Annotated in this window: 24 protein-coding genes; 10 read left to right on the forward strand and 14 right to left on the reverse strand. The window is 62.5% G+C overall.

Going from position 1 to position 24420, the window contains the following annotated elements:
* The first annotated feature begins 44 nt into the window (after window positions 1–44).
* Entirely contained in the window at window positions 45–1322 is a 1278-nt protein-coding gene (locus tag PSH86_RS03550; protein WP_109752284.1) for an acetyl-CoA C-acetyltransferase, read from the forward strand.
* On the opposite strand, the gene PSH86_RS03555 is transcribed toward PSH86_RS03550, so the two are convergent.
* Window positions 1309–2337 (reverse strand): bile acid:sodium symporter family protein, encoded by a 1029-nt coding sequence (locus tag PSH86_RS03555; protein WP_305487890.1) that lies wholly within the window; start codon window positions 2335–2337, stop codon window positions 1309–1311. The genes PSH86_RS03550 and PSH86_RS03555 overlap by 14 nt on opposite strands.
* A gap of 79 nt (window positions 2338–2416) precedes the next feature.
* Here PSH86_RS03555 and PSH86_RS03560 point away from each other — a divergent pair, with 79 nt between their 5' ends.
* Window positions 2417–3208 (forward strand): helix-turn-helix transcriptional regulator, encoded by a 792-nt coding sequence (locus PSH86_RS03560; protein WP_109752288.1) that lies wholly within the window; start codon window positions 2417–2419, stop codon window positions 3206–3208.
* 239 nt (window positions 3209–3447) lie between these two features.
* Window positions 3448–4341: a PA4780 family RIO1-like protein kinase gene (locus PSH86_RS03565; RefSeq protein ID WP_305487893.1), complete on the forward strand. Its 894-nt coding sequence runs from the start codon at window positions 3448–3450 to the stop codon at window positions 4339–4341.
* Between the two features lie 79 nt (window positions 4342–4420).
* On the opposite strand, the gene cueR is transcribed toward PSH86_RS03565, so the two are convergent.
* The 3 genes from cueR to PSH86_RS03580 all read right to left on the reverse strand — a co-directional run bounded on the left by cueR (window position 4421) and on the right by PSH86_RS03580 (window position 7822).
* Window positions 4421–4822, reverse strand: a complete 402-nt coding sequence (cueR, locus tag PSH86_RS03570) for a Cu(I)-responsive transcriptional regulator (protein WP_109752292.1) — start codon at window positions 4820–4822, stop codon at window positions 4421–4423.
* Entirely contained in the window at window positions 4819–7212 is a 2394-nt protein-coding gene (locus tag PSH86_RS03575) for a heavy metal translocating P-type ATPase (protein ID WP_305487897.1), read from the reverse strand. Before PSH86_RS03575 ends, cueR begins: the two co-directional genes overlap by 4 nt.
* A 226-nt stretch (window positions 7213–7438) precedes the next feature.
* Window positions 7439–7822, reverse strand: coding sequence for a hypothetical protein (locus PSH86_RS03580; protein ID WP_109752296.1), 384 nt, complete (start codon window positions 7820–7822; stop codon window positions 7439–7441).
* A gap of 147 nt (window positions 7823–7969) precedes the next feature.
* On the opposite strand from PSH86_RS03580, the gene PSH86_RS03585 reads away from it, so the two are divergent.
* Window positions 7970–8167 carry a heavy-metal-associated domain-containing protein gene (locus tag PSH86_RS03585; protein ID WP_109752298.1) on the forward strand — a complete coding sequence of 66 codons (198 nt, stop codon included), beginning with the start codon at window positions 7970–7972 and terminating at the stop codon, window positions 8165–8167.
* A 95-nt stretch (window positions 8168–8262) separates the two neighbouring features.
* Window positions 8263–9465: a multidrug effflux MFS transporter gene (locus PSH86_RS03590; RefSeq protein ID WP_109752300.1), complete on the forward strand. Its 1203-nt coding sequence runs from the start codon at window positions 8263–8265 to the stop codon at window positions 9463–9465.
* Between the two features lies 1 nt (window position 9466).
* Here PSH86_RS03590 and PSH86_RS03595 read toward each other — a convergent pair whose 3' ends face one another.
* Together PSH86_RS03595 and PSH86_RS03600 are read right to left on the reverse strand one after the other, a co-directional pair.
* On the reverse strand, window positions 9467–9640 hold the full coding sequence (locus PSH86_RS03595) for a hypothetical protein (RefSeq protein WP_162893890.1): 174 nt from the start codon (window positions 9638–9640) through the stop codon (window positions 9467–9469).
* A 221-nt stretch (window positions 9641–9861) separates the two neighbouring features.
* Window positions 9862–10875 carry a zinc-binding alcohol dehydrogenase family protein gene (locus PSH86_RS03600; RefSeq protein WP_305487902.1) on the reverse strand — a complete coding sequence of 338 codons (1014 nt, stop codon included), beginning with the start codon at window positions 10873–10875 and terminating at the stop codon, window positions 9862–9864.
* 113 nt (window positions 10876–10988) lie between these two features.
* Between PSH86_RS03600 and PSH86_RS03605 the strand changes: the two genes are divergently transcribed.
* The 3 genes from PSH86_RS03605 (at window position 10989) to PSH86_RS03615 (ending at window position 14288) form a co-directional block, all read left to right on the forward strand.
* The gene (locus PSH86_RS03605) at window positions 10989–11918 is read left to right on the forward strand and encodes a LysR family transcriptional regulator (RefSeq protein WP_109752303.1); all 930 of its coding nucleotides are present in this window, start codon (window positions 10989–10991) and stop codon (window positions 11916–11918) included.
* Window positions 11919–12059: 141 nt separating this feature from the next.
* On the forward strand, window positions 12060–12794 hold the full coding sequence (locus PSH86_RS03610) for a helix-turn-helix transcriptional regulator (RefSeq protein ID WP_109752305.1): 735 nt from the start codon (window positions 12060–12062) through the stop codon (window positions 12792–12794).
* Between the two features lie 111 nt (window positions 12795–12905).
* On the forward strand, window positions 12906–14288 hold the full coding sequence (locus PSH86_RS03615) for an MFS transporter (protein ID WP_116834095.1): 1383 nt from the start codon (window positions 12906–12908) through the stop codon (window positions 14286–14288).
* Between the two features lie 119 nt (window positions 14289–14407).
* On the opposite strand, the gene PSH86_RS03620 is transcribed toward PSH86_RS03615, so the two are convergent.
* The 3 genes from PSH86_RS03620 to PSH86_RS03630 form a co-directional block, all read right to left on the reverse strand.
* Entirely contained in the window at window positions 14408–15361 is a 954-nt protein-coding gene (locus tag PSH86_RS03620) for an adenosine deaminase (protein WP_163855466.1), read from the reverse strand.
* A gap of 83 nt (window positions 15362–15444) precedes the next feature.
* Window positions 15445–16410, reverse strand: coding sequence for a 2-oxoglutarate and iron-dependent oxygenase domain-containing protein (locus PSH86_RS03625; protein WP_163855464.1), 966 nt, complete (start codon window positions 16408–16410; stop codon window positions 15445–15447).
* Between the two features lie 145 nt (window positions 16411–16555).
* The gene (locus PSH86_RS03630; protein ID WP_305487909.1) at window positions 16556–17638 is read right to left on the reverse strand and encodes a BMP family ABC transporter substrate-binding protein; all 1083 of its coding nucleotides are present in this window, start codon (window positions 17636–17638) and stop codon (window positions 16556–16558) included.
* Between the two features lie 303 nt (window positions 17639–17941).
* Between PSH86_RS03630 and PSH86_RS03635 the strand changes: the two genes are divergently transcribed.
* The gene (locus tag PSH86_RS03635; protein WP_109752316.1) at window positions 17942–19033 is read left to right on the forward strand and encodes a calcium:proton antiporter; all 1092 of its coding nucleotides are present in this window, start codon (window positions 17942–17944) and stop codon (window positions 19031–19033) included.
* A 106-nt stretch (window positions 19034–19139) separates the two neighbouring features.
* Here PSH86_RS03635 and PSH86_RS03640 read toward each other — a convergent pair whose 3' ends face one another.
* The 3 genes from PSH86_RS03640 to PSH86_RS03650 form a co-directional block, all read right to left on the reverse strand.
* Window positions 19140–20498: an 8-oxoguanine deaminase gene (locus PSH86_RS03640; RefSeq protein ID WP_305487912.1), complete on the reverse strand. Its 1359-nt coding sequence runs from the start codon at window positions 20496–20498 to the stop codon at window positions 19140–19142.
* Between the two features lie 245 nt (window positions 20499–20743).
* Window positions 20744–21430, reverse strand: coding sequence for an SDR family oxidoreductase (locus tag PSH86_RS03645; protein ID WP_109752320.1), 687 nt, complete (start codon window positions 21428–21430; stop codon window positions 20744–20746).
* Between the two features lie 23 nt (window positions 21431–21453).
* Window positions 21454–21804, reverse strand: a complete 351-nt coding sequence (locus tag PSH86_RS03650) for a MerR family transcriptional regulator (RefSeq protein WP_109752322.1) — start codon at window positions 21802–21804, stop codon at window positions 21454–21456.
* Between the two features lie 83 nt (window positions 21805–21887).
* Between PSH86_RS03650 and PSH86_RS03655 the strand changes: the two genes are divergently transcribed.
* Complete coding sequence (locus PSH86_RS03655; RefSeq protein ID WP_109752324.1) at window positions 21888–22328, forward strand: hypothetical protein; 441 nt, start codon at window positions 21888–21890, stop codon at window positions 22326–22328.
* Window positions 22329–22384: 56 nt separating this feature from the next.
* Here the strand turns inward: PSH86_RS03655 and PSH86_RS03660 are convergent, their stop codons facing one another.
* Together PSH86_RS03660 and PSH86_RS03665 are read right to left on the reverse strand one after the other, a co-directional pair.
* The gene (locus PSH86_RS03660) at window positions 22385–23311 is read right to left on the reverse strand and encodes an ABC transporter permease (protein WP_109752325.1); all 927 of its coding nucleotides are present in this window, start codon (window positions 23309–23311) and stop codon (window positions 22385–22387) included.
* On the reverse strand, window positions 23311–24417 hold the full coding sequence (locus tag PSH86_RS03665) for an ABC transporter permease (protein WP_109752327.1): 1107 nt from the start codon (window positions 24415–24417) through the stop codon (window positions 23311–23313). The genes PSH86_RS03660 and PSH86_RS03665 overlap by 1 nt, the downstream gene beginning before the upstream one ends.
* Window positions 24418–24420 lie beyond the last annotated feature (3 nt).

A 24420-nucleotide genomic window follows, 5' to 3' on the forward strand; every position in this document is an offset into this window, starting at 1 on the left:
TTTCAGGCCCTTTGGCGCCTTCAGACTTACACGGGGAGTTCTTCATGGCACAGCTACGTCGCGTCGCGATCATCGGTGGTAACCGCATTCCCTTTGCCCGTTCCAACGGCGCCTATGCCACCGCCAGCAACAAGGCGATGTTGACGGCTGCCCTCGAGGGGCTGATCGAACGCTACGACCTGCATGGCTTGCACATCGGCGAAGTGGCCGCCGGAGCGGTGCTCAAGCACTCCCGGGATATGAACATGACCCGCGAATGCGTGCTCGGTTCGCGGCTGTCACCGATGACGCCGGCCTATGACGTGCAACAGGCCTGTGGCACCGGGCTGGAGACGGTGCTGCTGGTGGCCAACAAAATCGCCCTGGGCCAGATCGACAGCGGCATTGCCGGCGGCGTCGACACCACGTCGGATGCGCCGATCGCGGTCAATGAAGGGTTGCGCAGGATCTTGCTGCAAGCCAATCGCGCCAAGACCACTGCCGAGAAAATCAAAGTCTTCCTGCAATTGCGCCCCCAGCACTTGCTGCCGGACTTACCGCGCATCAACGAGCCGCGCACCGGCCTGAGCATGGGCGAGCACTGCGAATTGATGGCCCAGACCTGGCAGATCCCCCGGGAAGCGCAAGACCAGTTGGCCTTGGAAAGCCATCAGAAATTGGCCGCGTCCTACGCCGAAGGCTGGCAGAACGATCTGATGACACCGTTTCTCGGCCTGACCCGGGACAACAACCTGCGCCCGGACCTGACCCTGGAAAAACTCGCCTCCCTCAAGCCCGCCTTCGAAAAAAGCGCCAAGGGCACGATGACCGCGGGCAATTCCACGCCACTGACCGATGGTGCCTCGTTGGTGCTGCTAGGCAGTGAAGAGTGGGCCAAGGCCCGGGGCTTGCCGATCCTGGCGTACCTGCGCGACGGTGAAACGGCGGCGGTGGATTTCGTCAATGGCGCCGAAGGGCTGCTGATGGCTCCGGTCTATGCCGTGCCGCGCTTGCTGGCGCGCAACGGTTTGACCTTGCAGGACTTCGATTACTACGAAATCCACGAAGCGTTCGCCGCCCAAGTGTTATGCACGCTGAAGGCCTGGGAAGACCCGGACTACTGCAAGACCCGCCTGGGCCTCGACGCGCCGCTGGGGGCCATCGACCGCAGCCGGTTGAACGTCAAGGGCAGTTCCCTGGCCGCCGGGCACCCGTTTGCCGCCACGGGCGGGCGAATTGTCGCCAACCTCGCCAAGTTGCTGGATGCGGCCGGGCGAGGTCGTGGGTTGATTTCCATCTGCGCCGCCGCCGGCCAGGGCGTGACGGCGATTATCGAGCGTTGAGGAGGACGCCGTTCTGGCCAGACGCCAGTTCCCGGTGACGGCTGGCGTAGCGCTCGGCCAGGATCGAGCAGACGATCAACTGCAGCGGGTGATAGATCATGATTGGCAGCAGGATCAGCCCCAGGCCGGGATGGTTGCCGAAAATCAACGCCGCCATCGGCACCCCGGCGGCGAGGGATTTCTTGCTGGCACAGAACACGGCGGCAACTTCATCGGCACTGTTGAATCCCAGGGCTCGGGCGGTGCGGGTGGTCGCCCACAAGATGATCGCCAGCAGCACGGCACTGCCAATCACGGCGCTGAGCAACACGCCGTGGCCCTGCTGCTGCCAGATCCCCGACACCATCGAATTGCAGAACGCCGCGTAGACCAGCAACAGGATCACCAGCTTGTCGATGACGCTGGTGTAGCGTTTGTACCGACCGAAAAAACCGGCCAGCCAACGCCGCAGGAACTGCCCCAGCACCAGCGGCAGCAGCAACATCATGCACAGGTCGAGCAAGGTCGAACCCAGGTCGATGCCACCGGCACCGCTGCCGACCACGAAACTGACCAGCAATGGCGTCAGGACAACCCCCATTACACTGGACAGGCTCGCATTGAGAATCGCCGCTGGCACGTTACCGCCGGCACTGCCGGTCAGGGCCACCGAGGAAGAAATGGTCGAGGGTAGGGCGCACAGGTAGAAGAACCCCAGCATCAGCAGCGCCGGCACATGGCTGCCCAGGAGCCAGTTGCTGAGCAGCCAGAGCAACGGAAATACGCCAAACGTGAAGCCCTGCACCATCACGTGCAGCCGGATGTTCTTCAAGCCGTGGCGGATCTGTTCGCCGGACAGGTTGACTCCGTGCAGGAAGAACACCACGAAGATGCCGATGTGGACCACCCATTCGGCATGCATGGCCCCGCCCGTGGCGCCAAAGGTTGGAAAGAAGTACGCCAGCAGCGTGGCGAGCAACATGCCGCACAGGAACCAGTCGGTCGCCATGCGTTTGAGGTGTCTGAAGATGTGCATAGGGCACCGCAAGTTGTAAGAAAAGTCGACTTAGCCTAACGTCGTCCCTACTAGTCGTCTTGCGACATAAGGCCAATCAATGCCGCCTAACGGACACCAACAGCTAGAACGCCGCATTCCCGACCTGGTGCAATTGCCCAGGCCGCTTTATGCCCGTGTCGAAAGCTTGAGTGCCGGTTCCTGGACGCAAGCCCATCGGCATGACTGGGTGCAGTTTTCCTACGCCATCAGCGGCGTCCTCGGTGTACACACCGCCGCGGGCAGCTTCTTTGCCCCGCCACAACGGGGCATCTGGATCCCGGCCGACCTGGAGCACCATGTCGTCACCTCCACCCGGGCGGAAATGCGCAGCCTGTACGTGCATCGCCACGCCTGCCCATGGGCCGACGAACGCTGTCGGGTCCTGGAAGTCACGCCACTGGCCCGTGAGTTGATCAAGGTGTTCTGCCAGCTTCCGGTCGATTACCCACAGGGCGATACGCAGGAAGAACGGCTGGTGCAGGTGTTGCTGGATCAACTGGCAACCCTGCCGGAAGTGGGCTTCTCCCTGCCGCTGCCTAGGCATGCCCGTTTGCTGGGATTGTGTAACGAGTTGATCGAGCAGCCGGAGCAGAACGTCACCCTGCAAGCCTGGGCCGAACGCTTGGGTACGTCGGAAAAAACCCTGATGCGCCTGTTCCAGCGCGAGACCGGCCTGAGCTTTCGCGCCTGGCGCCAACGCATGCGCTTGTTGTCGTCCCTGGGATCGCTGGAGAAGGGCGACAGCGTCACCAGCGCCGCGTTGTCCTGTGGGTATGACTCAACATCGGCGTTCATTGCCGCGTTCAAGGGAATGTTCGGCTTTACGCCGGGGGAACTGTTCAAGCATTGAGTCGTCGCACTGCCTACAACCAACGGTAGGCACGGCTGTCAGCTCTTGTCGCAAATACCCGTGCATTCAATGGGCAACGCCAAGTCCGGTCTCGGCTATGATTCGGCTCGGTCGATTAATCCGGCACATTGTGTGCATTGCAGGTTCATAGGTCGGCAACCCCTCCCCGTGGAGGAAGGATTGCCGTATAACGACTGTCATTCGCGTGTTTGGTAATAAAGGACCCACAATAAAAGCTGATGAAGACTCCAAAACGCATTGAACCCCTGATCGAGGACGGTCTGGTCGACGAGGTGCTGCGCCCACTCATGAGTGGTAAAGAAGCAGCTGTTTATGTGGTGCGCTGCGGCAACGAGCTACGTTGCGCGAAGGTCTACAAGGAGGCGAACAAGCGAAGTTTTCGTCAGGCGGCCGAATACCAGGAAGGCCGCAAGGTCCGCAATAGCCGCCAGGCCCGGGCCATGGCCAAGGGCTCGAAGTTCGGGCGCAAGGAAACCGAAGACGCCTGGCAGAACGCCGAAGTGGCGGCGCTGTTCCGCTTGGCTAGCGCCGGTGTACGCGTGCCCAAGCCGTACGACTTCCTTGAAGGCGTGCTGCTGATGGAACTGGTTGCCGACGAGTATGGCGATGCCGCGCCGCGTCTGAACGATGTGGTACTGGAGCCGGACCAGGCCCGTGAATATCACACTTATCTGATTTCCCAGATCGTGCTGATGTTGTGTACCGGTCTGGTGCACGGCGACCTGTCCGAGTTCAACGTCCTGCTCACGCCGACGGGACCTGTGATCATCGACCTGCCGCAAGCGGTGGACGCTGCCGGTAACAACCATGCTTTCAGCATGCTGGAGCGGGACGTGGGCAACATGGCCTCCTACTTCGGCCGGTTTGCCCCGGAGCTCAAGCGCACCAAGTACGCGAAGGAAATGTGGGCGCTGTATGAAGCCGGTACCTTGCACCCGGCCAGCCTGCTGACCGGCGAGTTCGACGAGCCGGAAGAACTGGCGGATGTCGGCGGGATCATGCGCGAGATCGAGGCCGCGCGCCTGGATGAGGAACGTCGCCAGGCCGTACGCGCCGCCGACGATGCCCCGCCCGGCAAGACCGAAGAACCGCCTCCGCCCTGGATGCAGTGATCGGTTGACCAGAAACCCGGCCATGGCCGGGTTTCTTGTGCCTGCCAAAACCCTCAACCCCACAGGGGGGCGGTGGGCATCAATTCTTGCAACACCCCGACGCCAGTTCCTTGAGGATCGGACAATCCGGGCGGTGGTCGCCGTGGCAGTGCTCTACCAGGTCTTGCAAGGTGTCGCGCAGTTCGGCCAGTTCGCGGATTTTCTGGTTCAGTTCGTCGATGTGTTGCCGGGCCAGGGCCTTGACGTCGGCGCTGGCGCGTTGACGGTCTTGCCAGAGGGTCAGCAGTTTGCCGACCTCTTCCAGGGAAAACCCCAAGTCCCGGGAGCGCTTGATGAACGCCAGGGTGTGCAGATCGTCGGTGCCATAGATACGGTAGCCGCTGTCGGTGCGATGGGCGGCCTTGAGCAGGCCGATGGATTCGTAATAACGGATCATCTTCGCGCTCAGGCCGCTCTGACGGGCCGCTTGGCCGATGTTCATCGCTTGTCCTCCAGGTGCTGGGGTGTCCAGAACTTCAACAGTAACGCATTGCTCACCACGCTGACGCTCGACAGGGCCATGGCCGCGCCGGCCAGCACCGGGTTGAGCAAGCCGAACGCCGCCAGGGGAATACCGATCAGGTTATAGACGAACGCCCAGAACAGGTTTTGGCGGATCTTGGCGTAGGTCTTGCGGCTGATGTCCAGTGCCGCCGGCACCAGTCGCGGATCGCCGCGCATGAGGGTAATGCCCGCGGCGTGCATCGCCACGTCGGTGCCGCCGCCCATGGCAATGCCGATGTCGGCGGCGGCCAGGGCTGGGGCGTCGTTGATGCCGTCGCCCACCATCGCTACCACCGAATCGCGCTTCAATTGCTGGACGATGGCGGATTTATCCGCGGGCAATACCTCGGCATGGACATTGGAGATCCCCAGTGCCTGGGCTACCACCCGGGCGCTGCCCTGGTTGTCGCCGGTGAGCAGGTGGCTGGCGATGTGCTGTTCATTCAAGGCTTGTACGGCGGCGAGGGCGCCGGGCTTGAGGGTGTCACCGAAGGCGAACAGGCCCAGCACCCGAGGCGCCGCGCCTTGCTCGATCAGCCAGGACAACGTGCGGCCTTCGGTTTCCCAAGCCTGGGCCGATTCGGCCAGCGAGCCGGGGTGCAGGCCCAGTTCGTCCAGCAGGCGCCGATTGCCCAGGGCCAGGTGACGCCCGCCGAGGCTGCCGGCGATACCGCGTCCGGCCAGGGCCTGGCTGTCGCTGATATCCGGCACGTCCAGGCCGCGCTCGGCGCAGGTATCCAACACGGCTTTGGCGAGAGGGTGCTCACTGCCGCGTTGCAATGCGCCGGCCATTTTCAGCAGCGCATCTTCATCACCCTCCAAGGCCGTCAAGTGGGCGATGCGTGGCGTACCGGAGGTCAGGGTGCCGGTCTTGTCGAACACTACGGTCTTGACCTCATGGGCGCGTTCCAGGGCCTCTGCGTCCTTGATCAGGATCCCGTGGCGCGCGGCCACGCCGGTGCCGGCCATGATCGCCGTGGGCGTCGCCAGGCCCAGGGCGCAGGGGCAGGCGATCACCAGCACGGCGACGGCGTTGATCAGCGCGGTTTCCAGTGGCGCGCCGTACAGCCACCAGCCGATCAATGTCGCCAGGGCCAGCACCAGCACGACCGGAACGAAAACCTGGCTGACTTTATCCACCAGTTTCTGGATCGGGGCCTTGGCGGCCTGGGCGTCCTCCACCAGGCGGATGATGCGCGCCAGGACGGTTTCGGTGCCCAGGGCTTGCGTGCGTACCAGCAGCCGGCCTTCGCCGTTGATGGCGCCGCCGGTGACTTTGTCGCCGGGCTGTTTGGGGACCGGCAGGCTCTCGCCGCTGATCAGCGCTTCGTCGGCGTGGCTCTGGCCTTCCAGCACTTCGCCGTCCACCGGGAAGCGTTCGCCGGGCTTGACCAGGACGAGGTCATTCAAGCGCAGTGCACTGATGGCAACGTCCCGCTCCTGGCCATCGATCATCTGGATCGCCCGCTCCGGTCGCAAGGCTTCGAGGGCGCGGATGGCGCTGGCGGTCTGGCGTTTGGCGCGGCTTTCCAGGTATTTGCCCAGCAAGACCAGGGCAATCACTACGGCCGAGGCCTCGAAATACAGGTGCGGCATGCTGCCGGGACGGGCGATCACCCATTCATAAAGGCTCAAGCCGTAGCCGGCGCTGGTGCCCAGGGCGACCAGCAGGTCCATGTTCCCGGCCCCGGCACGCACGGCCTTGAAGGCGGCGACATAAAAGCGCGCGCCGAAGATGAATTGCACCGGCGTCGCCAGGGCGAATTGCACCCAGGCCGGGAGCATCCAATGCACGCCGAACGGCTGCAGCAGCATGGGCAACACCAGCGGCACGGACAGCAGGATCGCCAGCACCAGTACCAGGCGTTCACGGTTCAGGCGATTGACCTGCGTATCAACGGGCTGCTCGGCCTGCCAGACAGTGGCGTCATAGCCGGCGCGCTTGACCGCATCGATCAGGGTTTGTGGATTCACCTGGCCGAGCAGTTCGAGGTGGGCGCGCTCGTTGGCAAGGTTGACGCTGACACTGTTCACGCCGTCGACCTTGCCCAGGGCCCGTTCGACCCGGCCGACGCAGGAGGCGCAGGTCATCCCTTCGATGTTCAACTCCAGGGTTTGCACGGGAACGCTATAGCCCGCCTGTTCGACGGCCTGCATCAAGGCTGGCAGGCTGTCTCCAGGAGCCTGCACGCGCGCCACTTCAGTAGCCAGGTTGACGCTGACGGCGCTGGCCCCGGTGACTTTGCTCAAGGCCCGCTCGACCCGCCCGGCGCAACTGGCGCAGGTCATGCCGGCAATCGGTAGATCGAACGTGGTGGATTCGGACATCGGTCAGGCTCCCTGTAGTGAATGCCTACAGGATCAACCTTGCCATGCTGGCAAGGTCAAGCGCCAATCGAAAAGCTTGAACGCATCTCTGATATGAGAGCTGGTTTTGTGGGAGCAAAGCTTGCTCGCGATCCAGGCGCTGCGGTCATCCGCAAATCCGTGGTGCTTTCATCGTGGGCAAGCCTTGCTCCCACAAAGCTCGCTCACACGGTGGGGAAGTGGCGTGTCAGTAACCGAGCCCAGCCTGCTTGAGGTACATACCTTCCTGGGTCATGGCGATGCGGAACTTCAAGATGTCACCGGCCTTGAGGGTGATGTTCTGCGACCCAGGCGCGAGCATGCCCGGGTTGCAACCCGGCGCCTGTCCCGGCAGCAATTTCAGGCGCAAGGAAAACTGGCCTGGGGGCAGGTTGAAGGAGGTGCTTTGCTCCTGGAACAGCCTGGCCGAGAGCTGATCCTGGATGTAGATGCCGATTTCGCATGAGGTCGCCACTTCCAGGCGCTCGCGAGAAATGATCAGCACGCCGTAGTCTTCGCCGGCGGCCGATGCCTGGGGCGCCACCGCTGAAAAACCGAGCATGCAAAACAGGCTGAACGCTGACCAGCGCATGGCTGAACCTCCGGTGTGAAATCCTTGATGTGTGCAGCTTGGCTGAGCGCGATGCCGATTGCCAGCCCGGCAGTTTTTGTCAGAACTTGACCTTGTCATGATGGCAAGCTTGAAGCTATCGGCAACCTCAACCAAAGGAGTCATCTCATGCAAACTTTCAATGTCCAGGGCATGTCTTGCGGTCATTGCGTCAAGGCCATCACCCAGGCGGTCCAGGCCAAGGATCCGGCGGCCGACGTGCACGTCGACCTGGGCACCAGGACCGTCCAGGTCCAGAGTTCGTTGCCGGCCGATGCCGTGATCGCGGCCATCAAGGAGGAGGGCTATGAGGTCAGTGTCTCTTGAAATTTTTTAATCGTTAGCGACCTATCGGAATGTTCAAGAGCGCCCGGCCCGGCTAGACTGTCGGGCTGTCGAACGACGCCTGAGCTGGACGCCCGATGAACCTCCGTACCATTCTGATTCTTGGCGCCTTGAGCGCTTTCGGTCCCTTGGCGATCGACTTCTACCTGCCGGCCTTTCCGGCGATGGCCTCGGCCTTCGGTACTGACGAAAAGCACATCCAACTGACCCTGGCGGCTTATTTCCTCGGCTTATCCATCGGGCAACTGGCCTACGGGCCGGTGGCGGATCGATTCGGGCGGCGCATTCCGTTGCTGACGGGCGTCGGCTTGTTCACCCTGGCCTCACTGGCCTGCGCTTATGCGCCGAGCCTGGAATGGCTGATCGGCGCCCGCTTCATCCAGGCCCTGGGCGGATGCGCCGGGATGGTGATTTCCCGGGCGGTGGTCAGCGATAAATGCGACGCGGTGGGTTCGGCCAAGGTGTTTTCGCAGTTGATGCTGGTGATGGGCCTGGCGCCGATTCTCGCGCCGATGCTGGGCGGGTTGCTGGTAAACCTGCATGGCTGGCAGTCGATCTTCATTGCCCTGACCGTGTTCAGCGCATTGGCGTCGACGGCAGTGGCCTTGTGGCTGCCGGAAAGCTTGCCGGACTATGTGCCTCGGCAACCCTTGTCGGGGGCGTTGCGCCAATATGGCCGGTTATTGACCGACGCCGTCTACCTTGGCCATGCGCTGACGGGGGGCATCGCCATCGCTGGGATGTTTGCCTACATCGCCGGTTCGCCTTTCGTCTTCATCAAGCTCTACGGTGTCCCGGCCGAGCATTTCGGTTGGCTGTTCGGCACCAACGCGGCGGGCTTCATCCTGGTTGCCCAGGTCAACGCCCGGCTGCTGTCCAAGCGCGGCCCGGCGTTCCTGCTGACCCGCGCGGTATGGGTCTACCTGGGCGCCGGCCTGAGCCTGTTGGCGGTCAGTTCATTGCAGCCTGTGCAGTTGTGGCCGCTGCTGGTCCCGCTGTTCATCTGCATCGCCAGCCTGGGTTGCATCCTTCCCAACGCGTCGGCTTGCGCCATGAGCGGGCAGGGCGCCCGCGCCGGTAGCGCTTCGGCGATGCTGGGATGCCTGCAGTTTTCCGTGGCCGCCGGGGCCGCCGCGTTGGTGGCGGCGCTGCATGACGGCACCGCCGTGCCGATGGCGCTGGTCATCAGCCTTTGCGGGCTGTTGGTGGTGGGTGCAGCGATGCTGACCCGTCGCCTGCAAAATGCCCGGGCACTGGCCCAGGCCAGTCGCGAGGGCTGATTCAGCCGGCCGCGCGTTGCTGTTGTTGTTCGGGGAAGTGATGGGGCGCGTGGATCCGCGCTTGCAAGGTCGTGGCGAAAGCCTGGGCTTCGGCCTCGGTACGGAAGGTGACGACGTGCTGGTCAAGACGCACTTGCCATTGGGATTTTGCCACTTCTTTTATCAGGATCTTCATTGCTGACCTCCTCACGAAAAGATTACGTTGCAAAGGCCTCGAGTGTAGACCCGAATGCGATCGCAATTGTGACAAGAGTCAATTCTCAGACTGACGGCACGGGATTTTTCTTGTAGGAGCAAAGCTTGCTCGCGATAAACGATGACGCGGTCCTATAGAGAACCGCGCTACCTCTATCGCAGCAAGCTTTGCCCCCACAAGAGCCTGGCTCTCAGCCCTGGTCAGAAGCCTTCGAGCACAATCTTGCCCTTGGACTTCCCGCTTTCGAGCAAGGCATGGGCCCGGCGCAGGTTCTCGGCGTTGATGGCGCCGAAATGCTCGCCGACGGTGGTCTTCAGCGTGCCGGCATCGATCAGGGCGGCCACGCGGTTGAGCAGCTTGTGCTGTTCAAGCATGTCGGCTGTCTCGAACAGTGAGCGGGTGTACATGAATTCCCAATGCAACGACAGGCTCTTGCGCTTGAGCTTGGTCACGTCCAGTGCCTTGGGATCGTCGATCAGCGCCAGTTTGCCTTGGGGCGCAAGGGCTTCGACGAGTTCATCCAGATGCTGGTCGGTCTGGGTCAGGCTGGCGACGTGAGTCACCTGGGGCTGACCCGATTCTTTCAATACCTTGCTCAGTGGCTGGCTATGGTCGATCACCAAGTCCGCACCCAGGCTGCGCACCCAATCCTGGGTCTGCGCGCGGGACGCGGTACCAATCACCTTCAGCCCGGTGAGTTGGCTGGCCAGTTGCGTCAGGATCGAACCCACGCCTCCCGCCGCGCCGACGATCAACAGGCTCTGGCCCTGGTCGCCCTGGCCTTCCTGGATTTGCAAGCGCTCGAACAACAATTCCCAGGCGGTGATCGCCGTCAGCGGCAGCGCCGCTGCTTCGGCGAAACCAAGGGTCTTGGGCATGTGGCCGACGATGCGCTCATCCACCACGTGCAACTCGCTGTTACCGCCGGCGCGAGCGATGGAGCCGGCGTAGAACACCTTGTCCCCGGCCTTGAACAGCGTGACCTCGCTGCCCACCGCCTTGACCACGCCGGCCACGTCCCAGCCCAGCACCTTGGCTACGCCGCCTTCGGGCTGGACGTTCTGACGGACCTTGGTGTCCACCGGGTTGACCGAGATGGCCTTGACCTCTACCAGCAGGTCCCTGGGGCCGGCGACCGGTTCCGGCAGCTCGACGTCCTGGAGCGATTGTGGATCGGTAATGGGCAACGAGTGGTAGTAGGCAATGGCTTTCATGAAGCGGCTCCGTTAGGTGAGTTCGATGGAGGCCATGTTTAGCTATTTATCACCGAGATAAAACCGGCTAAAAGAACAGGCTCTTTCAATAATTTTTTGATAATGGGGCCGTCATGCTTCGCTTCGATGACTTGCAATTGTTTGTCCGGGCGGCAGACCTGGGCAGCCTCTCGGCTGCGGCCAGGGTCATGGACCTGTCGGCGGCGGTGGCCAGTGCCGCGTTGAAACGCATCGAGCAGCACCTCGGCGCGCGGCTGTTGGCCCGTTCCACCCGTAGCCTGCGCCTGACGGCCGAAGGGGAGGGCTTTCTCGAATATGCCCGTGCCGCGTTGAGCAGTCTCGATGAAGGCCGGCGGTTATTGACCAGCGGCCAGGACCAGGTCAGCGGGGTGTTGCAGTTGTCCGCACCGTCGGACCTGGGACGCAACCTGCTGCTGCCCTGGCTGGATGCGTTCCAGCGCGAGCATCCCGGGCTGACGGTGCGGCTGTTGCTGGGCGATCGCATTGCCGATCTGTTCAAGCAGCCGGTGGACATTGCCTTGCGTTATGGCGAACCGGAAGATTCGAGCCTGGTCGCCCTGCCCATTGCCGCTGATAACCGCCGGGTGTTGTGCGCATCGCCAGACTATCTGGCTCGTCGGGGTGAACCCCATCAACTGGAGCAACTGGCCCAGCACAACTGCCTGTTGTACATGCTGGGCAGCCGGGTCCATGACCGATGGGGCTTTCATGATGGCAAACGGGAGGTGAGCCTCACCGTCAGTGGCGACCGCTTCAGTGACGACGCCGATGTGGTGCGACGCTGGGCGGTGGCGGGTGCCGGGATTGCCTACAAATCGTGGCTGGATGTGTCCACCGACGTGCTGGCCGGGCGCTTGAAAATCCTCTTGCCGCACCTGCAATGCGAACGCGCGCCCCTCAATCTGCTGTGCGCCCATCGGGCGCAATTGAGCAAGCCCATCAACCTTTTGCGGGACATGCTCCAGGCCCGCTGCGGCCAGTTGACGGCCCGATTTCCATTCTCGACAGGGGCCGGCCATTAGTCGCCGGCAAATAGAGACTTTTCCCTCATGAACAATCGCCTCCAAAGGTTTCCGGAGGACAGGAAAGCTCGATCGCCGCGCTTATACTAGCGACCGGCTGCGCCAGAGCAGTAGACGAATGATTCAACAGGGAGTGAATACATGGAACATGCACCTTGCATCAGCCAGATCGCCACGTTGCTGGCTGACCCCAAGCGCAGCGCAATGATGTGGGCCTTGATGGACGGCACGGCCCGACAGGCCGACGAGTTGGCGTTGCTCGCCGGGTTGTCGCCGTCCTCGGCCAACGCACATCTGGGACGCCTTTCCGCCGGTGGCCTGTTGAAAATCGAAGCCCGGGGCCGCAAGCGGTTTTTCCGTCTGGCAGCGCCTGAAATCGGCGCTGCCGTCGAAGCGCTGGCCAGCGCGACGCTGGTCAGTACGCCACGGCAGATTCCGGACGTGTTCAGGCGCAGGGTCATGCCGACCAAGGCCCCATCGGCCCCCGCTTCGTTGATGCGGGCCAGGCTTTGCGACGACCACCTGGGAGGAACCCTGGCGGCCGAGCTCTACCAACGTCTGCTGGACGCCGGGTGGATCGAGCAGTTCGAACAACGGGTGATCGTCACCCACAAGGGCGCCAATCAACTGGCCGAGCGTGGCCTGTTCATCCAGGCCCTGGCCCATCGCAACGCCCGTGTCGCCTGCGCCTGCCCGGACTGGAGCGAGCGTCGTCCGCACCTGGGGGGCGCGCTGGGGGCGGCCTTGCTGCAACTGTTCATGCAGTCGGGATGGCTGAGCTTGCCCAACGATTCGCGAGCGCTGCAGGTGACGACGCTCGGCCAGCAGGAAATCCACCGGTTCGCCCGGCAGGACACCGTGGAGATGGCGATCTAGGGAACGTTCCCGATGCGTCGCTCAGGGCTGTCGACAGGTCGTAATCAGCAATAGCCACCTGCAAGGTTCGCGCACACTCAGTCCGGGGAATTATCGGATTGGGGAGGCGGCATGGACACTCACGGCTACAGCGCGGCGGAACGCCTGGAACGGTTACCCATCAGCGGTTATCACCGGGTCATCTTCATTATCATCGCCTTGGCGTTTTTCTTCGACTCCATGGACCTGGCGATGATGACGTTCCTGTTGGGATCGATCAAAGCCGAGTTCGGCCTGAGCAGCGCCCAGGCCGGTTTGCTCGCCAGTTCCAGCTTCTTCGGCATGGTGGTGGGGGCGTCACTGTCGGGCATGCTCGCCGATCGTTTCGGGCGTAAACCGGTGTTCCAGTGGAGCATCGTGTTGTGGGGCATTGCCAGCTACCTGTGCTCCACGGCCCAGGACATCGAGACCTTGACGCTGTTTCGCATCCTGCTGGGGATCGGCATGGGCATGGAGTTTCCGATTGCCCAGTCGATGCTCTCGGAGCTGATCCCGGCCAAGCGTCGTGGCCGCTACATCGCCTTGATGGATGGTTTCTGGCCGCTGGGTTTCGTGGCGGCGGGGGTGCTGTCGTATTTCCTGCTGCCGGTGATCGGCTGGCGCGACATCTTCCTGGTGCTGGCGGTGCCGGCGGTGTTTGTCCTGGCGATTCGCTTCTTCATTCCCGAGTCGCCGCGCTGGCTCGAACAGGCCGGTCGAGGTGACGAAGCGGACACGGTGCTCAAGCGAATCGAAGACAAGGTCCGAGCCTCGCTGGGGCAGCAGAACCTGCCGGAGCCAATCCGTTTGCCGAGGGTCGAGAGCACGCCGGGCAATTTCTTTTCGGCCCTGGCGCAGATCTGGTCGCCGCTGTATCGCCAGCGCACGATGATGATCTGGAGCGTCTGGTTCTTTGCCTTGCTCGGTTTCTATGGCCTGACGTCCTGGCTCAGTGCGCTGCTGCAGCAGTCGGGGTTCGCCGTGACCCAGTCGGTGTACTACACCGTGTTGATTTCCCTGGGCGGGATTCCTGGTTTCCTGATGGCGGCCTGGCTGGTGGAGCGCTGGGGGCGCAAGCCGGTGTGCATTATCACGTTGCTGGGCGGCGGGGCGATGGCGTTTCTGTATGGGCAGAGCGCGGTGTTTGGCGGCAACGTCGGCCTGCTGATCGGCACCGGGCTGCTGATGCAGTTTTTCCTGTTCGGCATGTGGGCGGTGCTCTACACCTACACGCCGGAGCTGTACCCGACTTCGGCCCGAGCCACGGGATCGGGGTTTGCTTCGGCGGTCGGTCGCATCGGCTCTTTGCTCGGTCCGCTGGTGACCGGGTTGGTATTCCCCATCACTGGGCAGGGCGGTGTGTTCGCCCTCGGCGCGCTGTGCTTCGCCGTGGCGGCGGGGGTGGTCTGGTTGTTCGGGATGGAGACGCGGGGCAGGACGTTGGAGGAGTTGAGTGAGGGCACGGTGGCCGGTTAAACACCAACCCCTTGTGGGAGCGAGCCTGCTCGCGATGGCGATGAGTCAGTCGACATCAATGTTGAGTGTCATACCGCTATCGCGAGCAGGCTCGCTCCCACAAGGGTTCATCACGAGTCTTAGGGTTTTACTAGCCGCGCATCCAGGCTGTTCTGCGCCAAGCGCTTGGCCTGGTCCTGGGTCATGCCCAGGTGGGTGTATAGCGCGTGGAAGTTCTCGGTAACGTAGCCGCCGAAGTACGCAGGGTCATCAGAGTTCACTGTCACCTTCACACCGCGCTCAAGCATGTCGAGGATGTTGTGCTGCGACATGTCGTCGAACACGCACAGCTTGGTGTTGGACAACGGGCAGACGGTCAGCGGAATCTGCTCGTCGATGATCCGCTGCATCAGTCGCTCATCTTCGATGGCCCGCACGCCGTGGTCGATGCGCTGGATTTTCAGCAGGTCGAGGGCTTCCCAGATGTATTCGGGCGGACCTTCTTCACCGGCGTGGGCGACGGTCAGGAAGCCTTCGTTGCGCGCCCGGTCGAATACGCGCTGGAACTTGCTCGGTGGGTGACCCATTTCCGAACTGTCCAGGCCCACAGCCACGAAGGCATCGCGGAACGGCAGCGCCTGGTCGAGGGTTTTCTCGGCTTGTTCTTCGCTCAAGTGACGCAAGAAGCTCAGGATCAAACCGCTGGTGATACCCAGTTGCTGCTCACCGTCCTTGAGGGCGGCGGCGATGCCGTTGAGTACCACTTCGAACGGGATGCCACGGTCGGTGTGGGTTTGTGGGTCGAAGAACGGTTCGGTGTGGATCACGTTCTGCGCCTTGCAACGCAGCAGGTAGGCCCAGGTCAGGTCGTAGAAGTCCTGGGACGTGCGCAGCACATCGGCGCCTTGATAATAGAGGTCGAGAAATTCCTGCAGATTGTTGAAGGCATAGGCCTTGCGCAGGGTGTCGACGTCGCTCCACGGCAGGGCGATCTTGTTGCGTTCGGCCAGGGCGAACAGCAGCTCGGGCTCCAGCGAACCCTCCAGGTGCAGGTGCAGTTCAGCCTTGGGCAGGGCGTTCAGCCAGTCGTACATGGTCTTTTCTCATCAGCGAATCGATGGCGGGCATTCTACAGGGGCTGGCCGCAATGTCTGGTAAAACCTGACCGGCTGATCCACTACACCGCCTGTTGCTCCCGCCGATAAGCATAGGTGTCGGCGAAGCGTGACAACAGGAATTGTGCGCAGGTGGTGGTCGGGTACTTCGGCGGATGGGCGTCATCCTGGCAACCGGGCAGGCACTGGATCAGTGTGTCGGGGTGTGGTTCGGCAAAGAACGGCATCGAATACCGGTCTACCCCCAGCGGGCTGATCACCCGATGCGGCGTGGACAGGTAGCGGTCGTTGCTCCAGCGCGCCATCATGTCGCCGAGGTTGACCACGAAGGTGCCGTCGATGGGGGGCGCGTCGATCCACTGGCCGTTGACGTTGCGCACTTGCAGGCCGCCGGCGGCGTCCTGGTAGAGCAGGGTGATGCAACCGTAGTCGGTATGGGCGCCGGCACCTTGCTGCTCGGCGCTACTGGCGGTCTGGCGTGGTGGGTAGTGGATCAGGCGCAGTACGCTCACTGGTGCGTTGAAGCGTGTGTCGAAGAAGTCCCGCTCGATGCCAAGGGCCAAAGTCATGGCCCTTAGCAGGGTTTGAGCGAGTGCCTGCATGTCGCGGTAGTGCTCCTCCATCAAGTTTTCCCAGCCCATCAGGTCCGGGTGGCGGTTGGGACCACGCAGAGGTTTTTCCGCCAGCACATCAGGGTGATCGGCCGGCAGGTGCAGGCCCATGTCGAAGGTTTCCTTCAGGTCGCTGGGCTTGGTCGGGTCCAGTTGTTCGGTGGCGACGGCGCCGTAGCCACGATGATGGCGGGTCTGGGTGATGTCGATCTTGAGTTTTTCTTCCACGGGCAGGGCGAAGAAGCGTTGGGCGTTGTCCAGTACCTCGGCGATGCGCGCCGGGCTGATCGGATGACCCTTGATGTAGAAAAAGCCCCACTGGCGGCAGGCGCTGTCGATCTGCTCGGCGACGGTTTGCCAGGCGCTGGGCTCATCGCCGTAGAGAGGGCTGATGTCGATGATGGGCAGGCTGTTCATGCGGCTTTCCTGACTTAAGAATGAAGATCCCTGTGGGAGCGAGCCTGCTCGCGATAGCGATCTGTCAGTCGACATGCCTGTTGAATGTCGGTCCGCTATCGCGAGCAGGCTCGCTCCCACATTGGATCATGTGTTGAGGCCGGGATTACTTCGGAATCTCAGCCTTCATGCCTTCGACGTAATAGTTCATCGACGCCAGTTCCGCATTGGTGGCGCTCACGCCCGCCGGGATTTTCTCGACGCCGGCCTGATCCTTGATCGGACCGGTGAACGGGTGGAACACGCCGCTCTCGATGTCGGCGATGATCTGCTCGGCCTCGCCCTTGACCGCCGCCGGCACCAGGTCGCTGATCGGCAGTTTTACGGTGCCTTCCTTCAGGCCGCCCCAGTAGTCCTGGGATTTCCAACTGTGGTCGATCACGCTCTGGGTCGCCTGGATGTAATGCGGGCCCCAGTCATTGACGATGGAGGTCAGCACCGCCTTGGGACCGAAGTGAGCCATGTCCGAAGCGTAACCCACCGCATAGACGCCGCGACGCTCGGCGGCCTGGATTGGTGCCGGGCTGTCGGTGTGCTGGAACACCACGTCCACGCCCTGGTCGATCAGCGCGTTGGCGGCATCGGCTTCCTTGCCCGGGTCGAACCAGGAATTGACCCACACCACTTTGATCTCGCTGCCGGGGTTGTATTTGTTCAGGGCCAGTTGGATGGCGTTGATGTCGCGGATGACTTCCGGGATCGGAAAGGAGGCAACGTAGCCGATCTTCTTGGTCTTGGTCATCTTGGCCGCGAGGAAGCCGCCGACGTAGCGGCCCTCGTAGGTGCGAGCCAGGTAGGTGCCCAGGTTCTTGTCCTGCTTGTAGCCGGTGGCGTGTTCGAAGATCACCTTGGGAAATTGCTTGGCGACCTTCAGCGTCGGGTTCATGTAGCCGAAGGAGGTGGTGAAGATCAGGTCGTAGTTGTCCTTGGCCATGTTGCGGATCACCCGCTCGGCGTCGGCGCCTTCCGGTACGTTTTCCACGTAGTTGGTGGTGATCTGCTCGCCGAACTTCGCCGCCAGCTCCTTGCGCCCTTGTTCATGCTGATAGGTCCAGCCGTGGTCGCCGATCGGGCCGATGTAGACGAAGCCGACCTTCAGTGGATCGGCGGCACTGGCATTCAGGCCGGCACCCAGGCCGACGGCTGCGACGACGGCGCAAAGCAACTTCTTCAAGGGGCGTTTGTGCATGAACTCGAACTCCGTGTTGTTGTGAGGTTGGCTGTACGGCTTCAATGCAAAATGCTGACCAATAGGACAACAAATGCTCGATGTCCTGATGCCGCCATCGCGGGCAAGCCTTGCTCCCACAGATACTGAGTGGGTTTGGCCTTGCACTTGTGGGAGCAAGGCTTGCCCGCGACGAGGCCGCTGAGAACGATTAAGGTGCGCCTGCTTTCCGCTTGCCACCCCCTGGTGCATCACACCGAACGAAACGTTCGCGTCCCCCCATAGTCAGTAGCTCATGACCCCGCCCACGGTGATAGGCCCGCGATGCTCACTTTGATCAAGCAAGAAAAACTGCTGTTGCTGGCGCTGATCGCCGCGCTTGTTGCCTATCCGCTGGAGCACTGGCTGTTGGGCAGCGGGCAGATCGTGGCGTTGCTTGGCGGTTTGGTCCTGATCGGTTTTATCGTCGCGGCTTCCATGCGCGTGGCCCATCACGCCGAACTGCTCGCGGAAAAAGTCGGTGATCCCTACGGCACCATGATCCTGACCTTGTCGGCGGTGCTGGTCGAAGTAGTGATCCTGGCGATCATGATGAGCAACGAAGCGTCGCCGACCCTGGTGCGGGACACGATCTACTCGGCGGTGATGCTCGACATCAACGGGATTCTCGGGCTCGCGGCGCTGATGGGCGGGATCAAGCATGGCGAGCAGGCTTACAACGACGATTCGGCGCGCACCTACAGCGTGATGATCCTCACCGCCATGGGCGTATCGATGGTGGTGCCGGAGTTCATTCCCCGCGAGAGCTGGAAAATGTATTCGGCATTTACCATCGGCGCGATGATCGTGTTGTACACCCTGTTCCTGCGCATGCAGGTCGGGCCCCACAGTTACTTTTTCAGCTACAGCTACCCGGAAAAACGCCGCAAGAAAGAACCGGTGGAAAACGAGCCGAAACCCATCAGCCTGACATTCTCCATCAGTGCGCTGGTGTTTGGCGTGGTGGTGATCGGCGCGCTGGCCGAAGTCATGTCCAAGGCCATCGACCTGGGCTTGGAGGGTTCGGGTGCGCCGCCGGTGGTCACTGCGATTCTGGTGGCGGCCATCTCCGCGGCACCGGAAATCCTCACCGCCCTGCGCGCCGCCCTGGCGAATCGCATGCAATCGGTGGTGAACATCGCGCTGGGTGCTTCGCTATCGACCGTGATCCTCACGGTGCCGGTGATGGAGGCCATGGCGCTCTATACCGGCCAACCGTTCCAGATGGCAATGACCCCGGTACAGACGGTGATGATCTTCATCACCCTGATCGTCAGCGCCATCAACCTCAACGATGGCGAAACCAACGCCATCGAAGGCATGACCCACTTTGTGCTGTTTGCGACGTTTATCATGTTGTCGCTGTTAGGCCTCTAGAAGAGCATCGCGGGCAAGCCTTGCTCCCACAGTGAAGGGTGGGTGTTTATGCAGGCAGCCTCGCCGCGAGCCTGTGGGAGCAAGGCTTGCCCGCGATGGCGTCCGGTCAGGCGCCGGCGATCAGTTCCCGCGCCGCCTGGCTGTGATCGGCAATCAAGCCCTTCAAGTCCAAGCCCTCGACCTGCCCGTCGATCACCCGCCATTGTCCGCCGACCATCACCCGATCCGCCCGGTCCGCCCCGCACAGCAGCAGGGCTGAAATCGGGTCGTGACTGCCGGAGAAACGCAGCTCATCGAGCTTGAACAGCGCCAGGTCTGCCTGCTTGCCCACCGCCAGTTCACCAATATCGCTGCGCCCGAGCAGTTGCGCCGAGCCCCGGGTCGCCCAGCCTAATACGCGCTCCGGGGTGATCGCTTGCGCGCCATAGCGCAGGCGCTGGATGTACAGCGCCTGGCGGGTTTCGAGGATCATGTTCGAGGCATCGTTGGACGCAGAACCGTCAACGCCCAGGCCCACGGGAGCCCCGGCAGTGCTCAGTTCCAGGGTCGGGCAAATGCCCGAGGCCAGGCGCATGTTGGAGCTCGGGCAATGACAGATGCCGGTGCCTGCGGCACCGAGACGGGTGATTTCATCCGGGTTGAAATGGATGCCATGAGCCAGCCAAGTGCGCGGGCCGAGCCAGCCGACGCTGTCCAGATATTCCACCGTGCGCAGGCCAAAACGTTGCAGGCAGAAGTCTTCTTCATCAAGGGTTTCGGCCAGGTGCGTGTGCAAGCGTACGTCGAGTTTCTCCGCCAGTTCGGCACTGGCGCTCATGATCTGGGGCGTGACCGAAAACGGCGAGCAGGGCGCCAGGGCAATCTGGATCCGGGCGCCGTCGCCGCGCTCGTGGTACTCGGCGATCAAGCGCTGGCTGTCGGCGAGAATCACCTCGCCCTGCTGAACGGTCTGCTGCGGCGGCAAGCCACCGTCGGCCTCGCCCAGGCTCATGGAGCCGCGAGTCAGCATCGCGCGCATGCCCAGCTCGCGGACGCTTTGCACTTGCACATCGATGGCGTTTTCCAGGCCCTGGGGAAACAGGTAATGGTGGTCGGCCGCCGTGGTGCAGCCCGACAGCAACAACTCGGCCAAGGCCACTTTGCTTGCCAGGGCAAGTTTCTCCGGGGTCAGTCGCGCCCACACCGGGTAGAGGGTCTTCAGCCAAGGGAACAACGGTTGGTTCACCACCGGTGCCCAGGCACGCGTCAGGGTCTGGTAGAAGTGATGATGGGTGTTGATCAACCCCGGCAGGATCACATGTTCGCGCGCGTCGAAGATGTTGTCGCAAGGCTGGGCGGGTTGCTGGCCGGCGCTCAGCAGCTCGACGATCACACCGTCCTGCAGGACGAGACCGCCATGGGCGTCGAGGTCGTTGGCGGTGAAAATGGCGAGGGGGTTTTTTAACCAGGTACGGGTCGCAGGCATGGTGGCCGGCTCCTCTGAAAGTGGGTTCAGGTTAGCCAGCTCAGTGATGCCCTGTCTGCTGATCCAGGGTCGCCCGTTGGGGGGCGAGGTGCGGAGTTTACTCAGGTTGCCTGGCACATTTCCAGAGTTCGCTGAGGCTCAATGTGGGAGCGAGCCTGCTCGCGATAGCGGTGTGTCAGTCAACGTCATGGTGAATGTTAGACCGCAATCGCGAGCAGGCTCGCTCCTACAAGGGGAAGGCTGGGTTACCAGGGAATCGTTTCGCCCCTGTAGTTGACGAAGTGATGCCCGCCCTTGCCGGCGAAGGCGTTGACTTGATCGATCAACCCGCGGGTGCTGGTCTCGACATCGATATCCGCGCCTTCACCGCCCATGTCGGTTTTCACCCAGCCCGGATGCAGCGACAGCACGGTCAATGCCTGCTCGCCCAGTTGGCTGACAAAGCTGTTGGTCATGGAGTTGAGCGCCGCCTTGCTGGCCTTGTACAGCGCCAGTTCCGGCGCGTCGGGCATGGTCACGCTGCCCAGCACCGAACTCATGAACGCCAGCACGCCGCTGCCGTCGCGGATCTGGCCGATGAAGCGCTGGGCCAGGTTGATCGGAGCCACGGCGTTGGTGAAGAACAACTGACCGACTTCGGCCAGCGTCGCGCCGCCCGGGCTTTGGTTGTCCGGGCCTTTGACACCAGCGTTGACGAACAGCAGGTCGAAGGTTTCACCCTTGAGCTGCTGGCTCAGGGCGATGACGGCTTGCTGGTCGTCCATGTCGAGTTTTTCGATCCGCACCGGGCCCAGTGCCTTCAACGTTTCTGCGTTCTGCGGGTTGCGCACGGTGGCGGTCACGTTCCAGCCGTCGCTGAGCAGTGTCTTCACCAGGCCGAGGCCCAGGCCCCGGGAGGCGCCGATGATCAATGCGTTTCTTGCCGAATTCATGAAGGCATCCTTGAGTGAAAAGGTCACGGATTTAATGGACAACGTTGCCCGAGCCGTTGTTTCAGCTCGTGACGCAACGCGTCGAGTTCGGTGATGCGGGTTTCGATCAGGTTCAGCTTGTCTTGCAGCAGTTGCGTCACGGCGCAGTCAGGGTCCTGCGCCTGCCACAGGGCGGCGACGCTGGCGCCGATTTCGCTCAGGGTAAAGCCCAGGCGCTGGGCCGTCTTGATGTAGAGCACCAGTTGCACCATATCGGCGGGGTAGTGGCGATAGCCGTTGGCGCTACGCTGCGCCGCGATCAGGCCGCGCTGTTCGTAGAAGCGCAGGGTGTCTCGACTGACGGCGCAGGCCTGGGCTAATTCACCGATGCGCATTGTGGAGCTCCAGAGGACTTGACCTTGGAGCATACCCCAGGCTTTAGCCTCTTCGCTCCCCCCAATTATCTGGAGCAAAGTGTATGTGGACTTCGATGCAATATCGCCGGGTGGTGCGCGGCAGCGCCTGGTACGACCTTATCGTGTCGGCCGTGCTGGCGACGCCGTGGAGCTTTGCGGCGTTGCATGGTGTGTTGATGAGCCTGACTCAGCTGCTTGACCTGCCTGGAGAATTGCCGCCGTTTGCGCCGGCGCATCTGCTGATGGTGAATTTGCTGGGCTCGATAGTCTGCGTGTGGTCGGTGCTGCGGATTCGGGATCCGCAGCCGCTGTATGGGCGCTATGACGCGGCGGGGCGGTTTTTGTTTTCGACCTGGATGCTGTATGCATTGCTTCATGGGGCCAATGCGGTGTTGTGGGTTTTCCTGTTTCTCGAGTTGGCGTGGGGTTTGGTTCAGGTATTGCCTGTTCGGGACTCATCACGAGCAAGCTCGCTTCCACAGGGGGACCTGAGTCGAACCTGAGCCTCTGGTCAAGTGTGGGAGCGAGCCTGCTCGCGATAGGCTCGCCGCGGTCTACCTCAATGCCCTGCCTGCCAAGGCTGCCCCAGCGACACCGGCGCATACAGCCGGGTGCGCACGGCATCCCGCGACAGCAGCACCAGCACCACGATGGTCGCGGCGTACGGCAGCATCGCCAGCAGACTCGATGGAATCGCCAGCCCCAACCCCTGGGCCACCAGGTGCAGGATGCTGGCGAGGCCGAACAGGTAGGCGCCCAGCAGCAGGCGCCACACTCGCCAACTGGCGAACACCACCAGCGCCAGGGCGATCCAGCCGCGTCCGGCGCTCATGTTCTCGGCCCACATCGGCGTGTAGGCCAGCGACAGGTAGGCGCCGGCCAACCCGGCCATGGCGCCGCCGAACAGCACCGCCAGGGTTCGCACCCGCAACACTGGCAGGCCCATGGCGCTGGCGGCATCGGGATTCTCGCCGACGGCCTGGATGATCAACCCGGCGCGACTTTTCACGATCACCCAGGCCACCAGGGCAAACAGCGCGAAGGACAGGTAAACCAGCAGATCCTGGGCAAACAGCATCCGCCCGATCAATGGGATGTCACTCAGGTAGGGAATGGCCAGCGGCTCGAAGCCCGCCAGCGGTTTGCCGACCCAGGCCGCCCCTACAAAACTCGACAGGCCCACGCCGAAAATCGTCAGCGCCAACCCGGTGGCCACCTGATTGGCGTTGAACACCAGCGCCACCATGGCGAACAGCGCCGACAACAGCATCCCGGCGGCCATCGCCAGCAGTACGCCGAGCCACAGGTTGCCGCTGTTGAACGCGACGATGAAACCGATCACCGCGCCGAACAGCATCATGCCTTCCTGGCCCAGATTGAGGACGCCACTTTTCTCGCAGACCAATTCCCCCAGGGCCACCAGCAGCAAAGGCGTGCCGCAGCGGACCATGGCGTAGAAAATGTTGCTCAACAGGTCGATATCCATCACAGCGCTCCTGCCTGTACGGCGGTGGTCTGGGTGCGCCGGGCCCAGCGCAGGTTCAGGCGTGGCCGGTACAGGATCAGTACGTCGCAGGCCAACAGGAAAAACAGCATCATCCCCTGGAACAGTTGGGTGATCGCTTGGGGAAGGTTCAGCGACATCTGCGCGCTCTCGCCGCCGATGTACAACAGCGCCATCAACAGGCTGGAGAACAGAATGCCGATGGGGTTGAGGCGTCCCAGGAATGCCACGGTAATTGCCGCATAGCCGTAGCCCGGCGACACCTGCGGCACCAGTTGGCCGATCGGCCCGGTCACTTCGCAGACACCGGCCAGCCCGGCCAGGGCCCCGCTGATCAACAGCGCCAGCCATACCAGCGGCTTCTGGCGAAAACCAGCGAAACCGGCGGCGCGGGCGTCGAGGCCCAGCACCTTGATCTGAAAGCCGACAAAGCTTTTCTGCAGCAATACCCACACCGCCACCAACGCCAGCAGGGCGAAATACAACCCGGCATGTACCCGGCCATCCTCCAGCAACAACGGCAGGCGACTGGCCTCGCCGAACATCGCCGACTCCGGAAAGTTGAACCCTGCCGGGTCTTTCAACGGCCCGTGAACGCAAAACAGCAGCAGGTTCAACGCAATGTAATTGAGCATGATGCTTGTGAGAATTTCATTGGCATTGAAGCGCGTGCGCAGCCACGCCGTCAGTCCGGCCCAAGCCGCACCGGCCAGGGTGCCGGTCAGCAGGATCAGCACCAATGCCCAGCGACTTTGCATGCCGATGATGTTCACCGCCAAGGCGCTGCCGGCCAGGGCGCCCAACAGCAGTTGGCCTTCAGCGCCGATGTTCCAGATTCGCGCCTGATAGGCCACTGCCAGGCCGAGGGCACAGAGCAGGATCGGCAGGGTCTTGACCAACCACTCGGACACGCCGTACAGGTCGCTGATCGGCGCGATCAACAAGGTGTACAAGGTTTGCAACGGGTCGTGCCCCAGGGCGATAAACAGCAGCGAGCCACAGGCCAGAGTCAACACGGCGGCCAGCAGCGGCGAGCACCAGAGCATCAGGCGCGATTGCTGGCCGCGAGGTTCGAGAGAAAGCAGCATGTA

The sequence above is a fragment of the Pseudomonas sp. FP2300 genome, from assembly GCF_030687595.1.
GTDB classification, from domain to species: domain Bacteria; phylum Pseudomonadota; class Gammaproteobacteria; order Pseudomonadales; family Pseudomonadaceae; genus Aquipseudomonas; species Aquipseudomonas bijieensis.

Excerpts from the sequence above, each read along its gene's own strand:
- PSH86_RS03550 (WP_109752284.1), top strand. The coding sequence starts at position 45 with ATGGCACAGCTACGTCGCGTCGCGATCATCGGTGGTAACCGCATTCCC.
- PSH86_RS03555 (WP_305487890.1), bottom strand. The coding sequence starts at position 2,337 with ATGCACATCTTCAGACACCTCAAACGCATGGCGACCGACTGGTTCCTG.
- PSH86_RS03560 (WP_109752288.1), top strand. The coding sequence starts at position 2,417 with ATGCCGCCTAACGGACACCAACAGCTAGAACGCCGCATTCCCGACCTG.
- PSH86_RS03565 (WP_305487893.1), top strand. The coding sequence starts at position 3,448 with ATGAAGACTCCAAAACGCATTGAACCCCTGATCGAGGACGGTCTGGTC.
- cueR (WP_109752292.1), bottom strand. The coding sequence starts at position 4,822 with ATGAACATCGGCCAAGCGGCCCGTCAGAGCGGCCTGAGCGCGAAGATG.
- PSH86_RS03575 (WP_305487897.1), bottom strand. The coding sequence starts at position 7,212 with ATGTCCGAATCCACCACGTTCGATCTACCGATTGCCGGCATGACCTGC.
- PSH86_RS03580 (WP_109752296.1), bottom strand. The coding sequence starts at position 7,822 with ATGCGCTGGTCAGCGTTCAGCCTGTTTTGCATGCTCGGTTTTTCAGCG.
- PSH86_RS03585 (WP_109752298.1), top strand. The coding sequence starts at position 7,970 with ATGCAAACTTTCAATGTCCAGGGCATGTCTTGCGGTCATTGCGTCAAG.
- PSH86_RS03590 (WP_109752300.1), top strand. The coding sequence starts at position 8,263 with ATGAACCTCCGTACCATTCTGATTCTTGGCGCCTTGAGCGCTTTCGGT.
- PSH86_RS03595 (WP_162893890.1), bottom strand. The coding sequence starts at position 9,640 with ATGAAGATCCTGATAAAAGAAGTGGCAAAATCCCAATGGCAAGTGCGT.
- PSH86_RS03600 (WP_305487902.1), bottom strand. The coding sequence starts at position 10,875 with ATGAAAGCCATTGCCTACTACCACTCGTTGCCCATTACCGATCCACAA.
- PSH86_RS03605 (WP_109752303.1), top strand. The coding sequence starts at position 10,989 with ATGCTTCGCTTCGATGACTTGCAATTGTTTGTCCGGGCGGCAGACCTG.
- PSH86_RS03610 (WP_109752305.1), top strand. The coding sequence starts at position 12,060 with ATGGAACATGCACCTTGCATCAGCCAGATCGCCACGTTGCTGGCTGAC.
- PSH86_RS03615 (WP_116834095.1), top strand. The coding sequence starts at position 12,906 with ATGGACACTCACGGCTACAGCGCGGCGGAACGCCTGGAACGGTTACCC.
- PSH86_RS03620 (WP_163855466.1), bottom strand. The coding sequence starts at position 15,361 with ATGTACGACTGGCTGAACGCCCTGCCCAAGGCTGAACTGCACCTGCAC.
- PSH86_RS03625 (WP_163855464.1), bottom strand. The coding sequence starts at position 16,410 with ATGAACAGCCTGCCCATCATCGACATCAGCCCTCTCTACGGCGATGAG.
- PSH86_RS03630 (WP_305487909.1), bottom strand. The coding sequence starts at position 17,638 with ATGCACAAACGCCCCTTGAAGAAGTTGCTTTGCGCCGTCGTCGCAGCC.
- PSH86_RS03635 (WP_109752316.1), top strand. The coding sequence starts at position 17,942 with ATGCTCACTTTGATCAAGCAAGAAAAACTGCTGTTGCTGGCGCTGATC.
- PSH86_RS03640 (WP_305487912.1), bottom strand. The coding sequence starts at position 20,498 with ATGCCTGCGACCCGTACCTGGTTAAAAAACCCCCTCGCCATTTTCACC.
- PSH86_RS03645 (WP_109752320.1), bottom strand. The coding sequence starts at position 21,430 with ATGAATTCGGCAAGAAACGCATTGATCATCGGCGCCTCCCGGGGCCTG.
- PSH86_RS03650 (WP_109752322.1), bottom strand. The coding sequence starts at position 21,804 with ATGCGCATCGGTGAATTAGCCCAGGCCTGCGCCGTCAGTCGAGACACC.
- PSH86_RS03655 (WP_109752324.1), top strand. The coding sequence starts at position 21,888 with ATGTGGACTTCGATGCAATATCGCCGGGTGGTGCGCGGCAGCGCCTGG.
- PSH86_RS03660 (WP_109752325.1), bottom strand. The coding sequence starts at position 23,311 with ATGGATATCGACCTGTTGAGCAACATTTTCTACGCCATGGTCCGCTGC.
- PSH86_RS03665 (WP_109752327.1), bottom strand. The coding sequence starts at position 24,417 with ATGCTGCTTTCTCTCGAACCTCGCGGCCAGCAATCGCGCCTGATGCTC.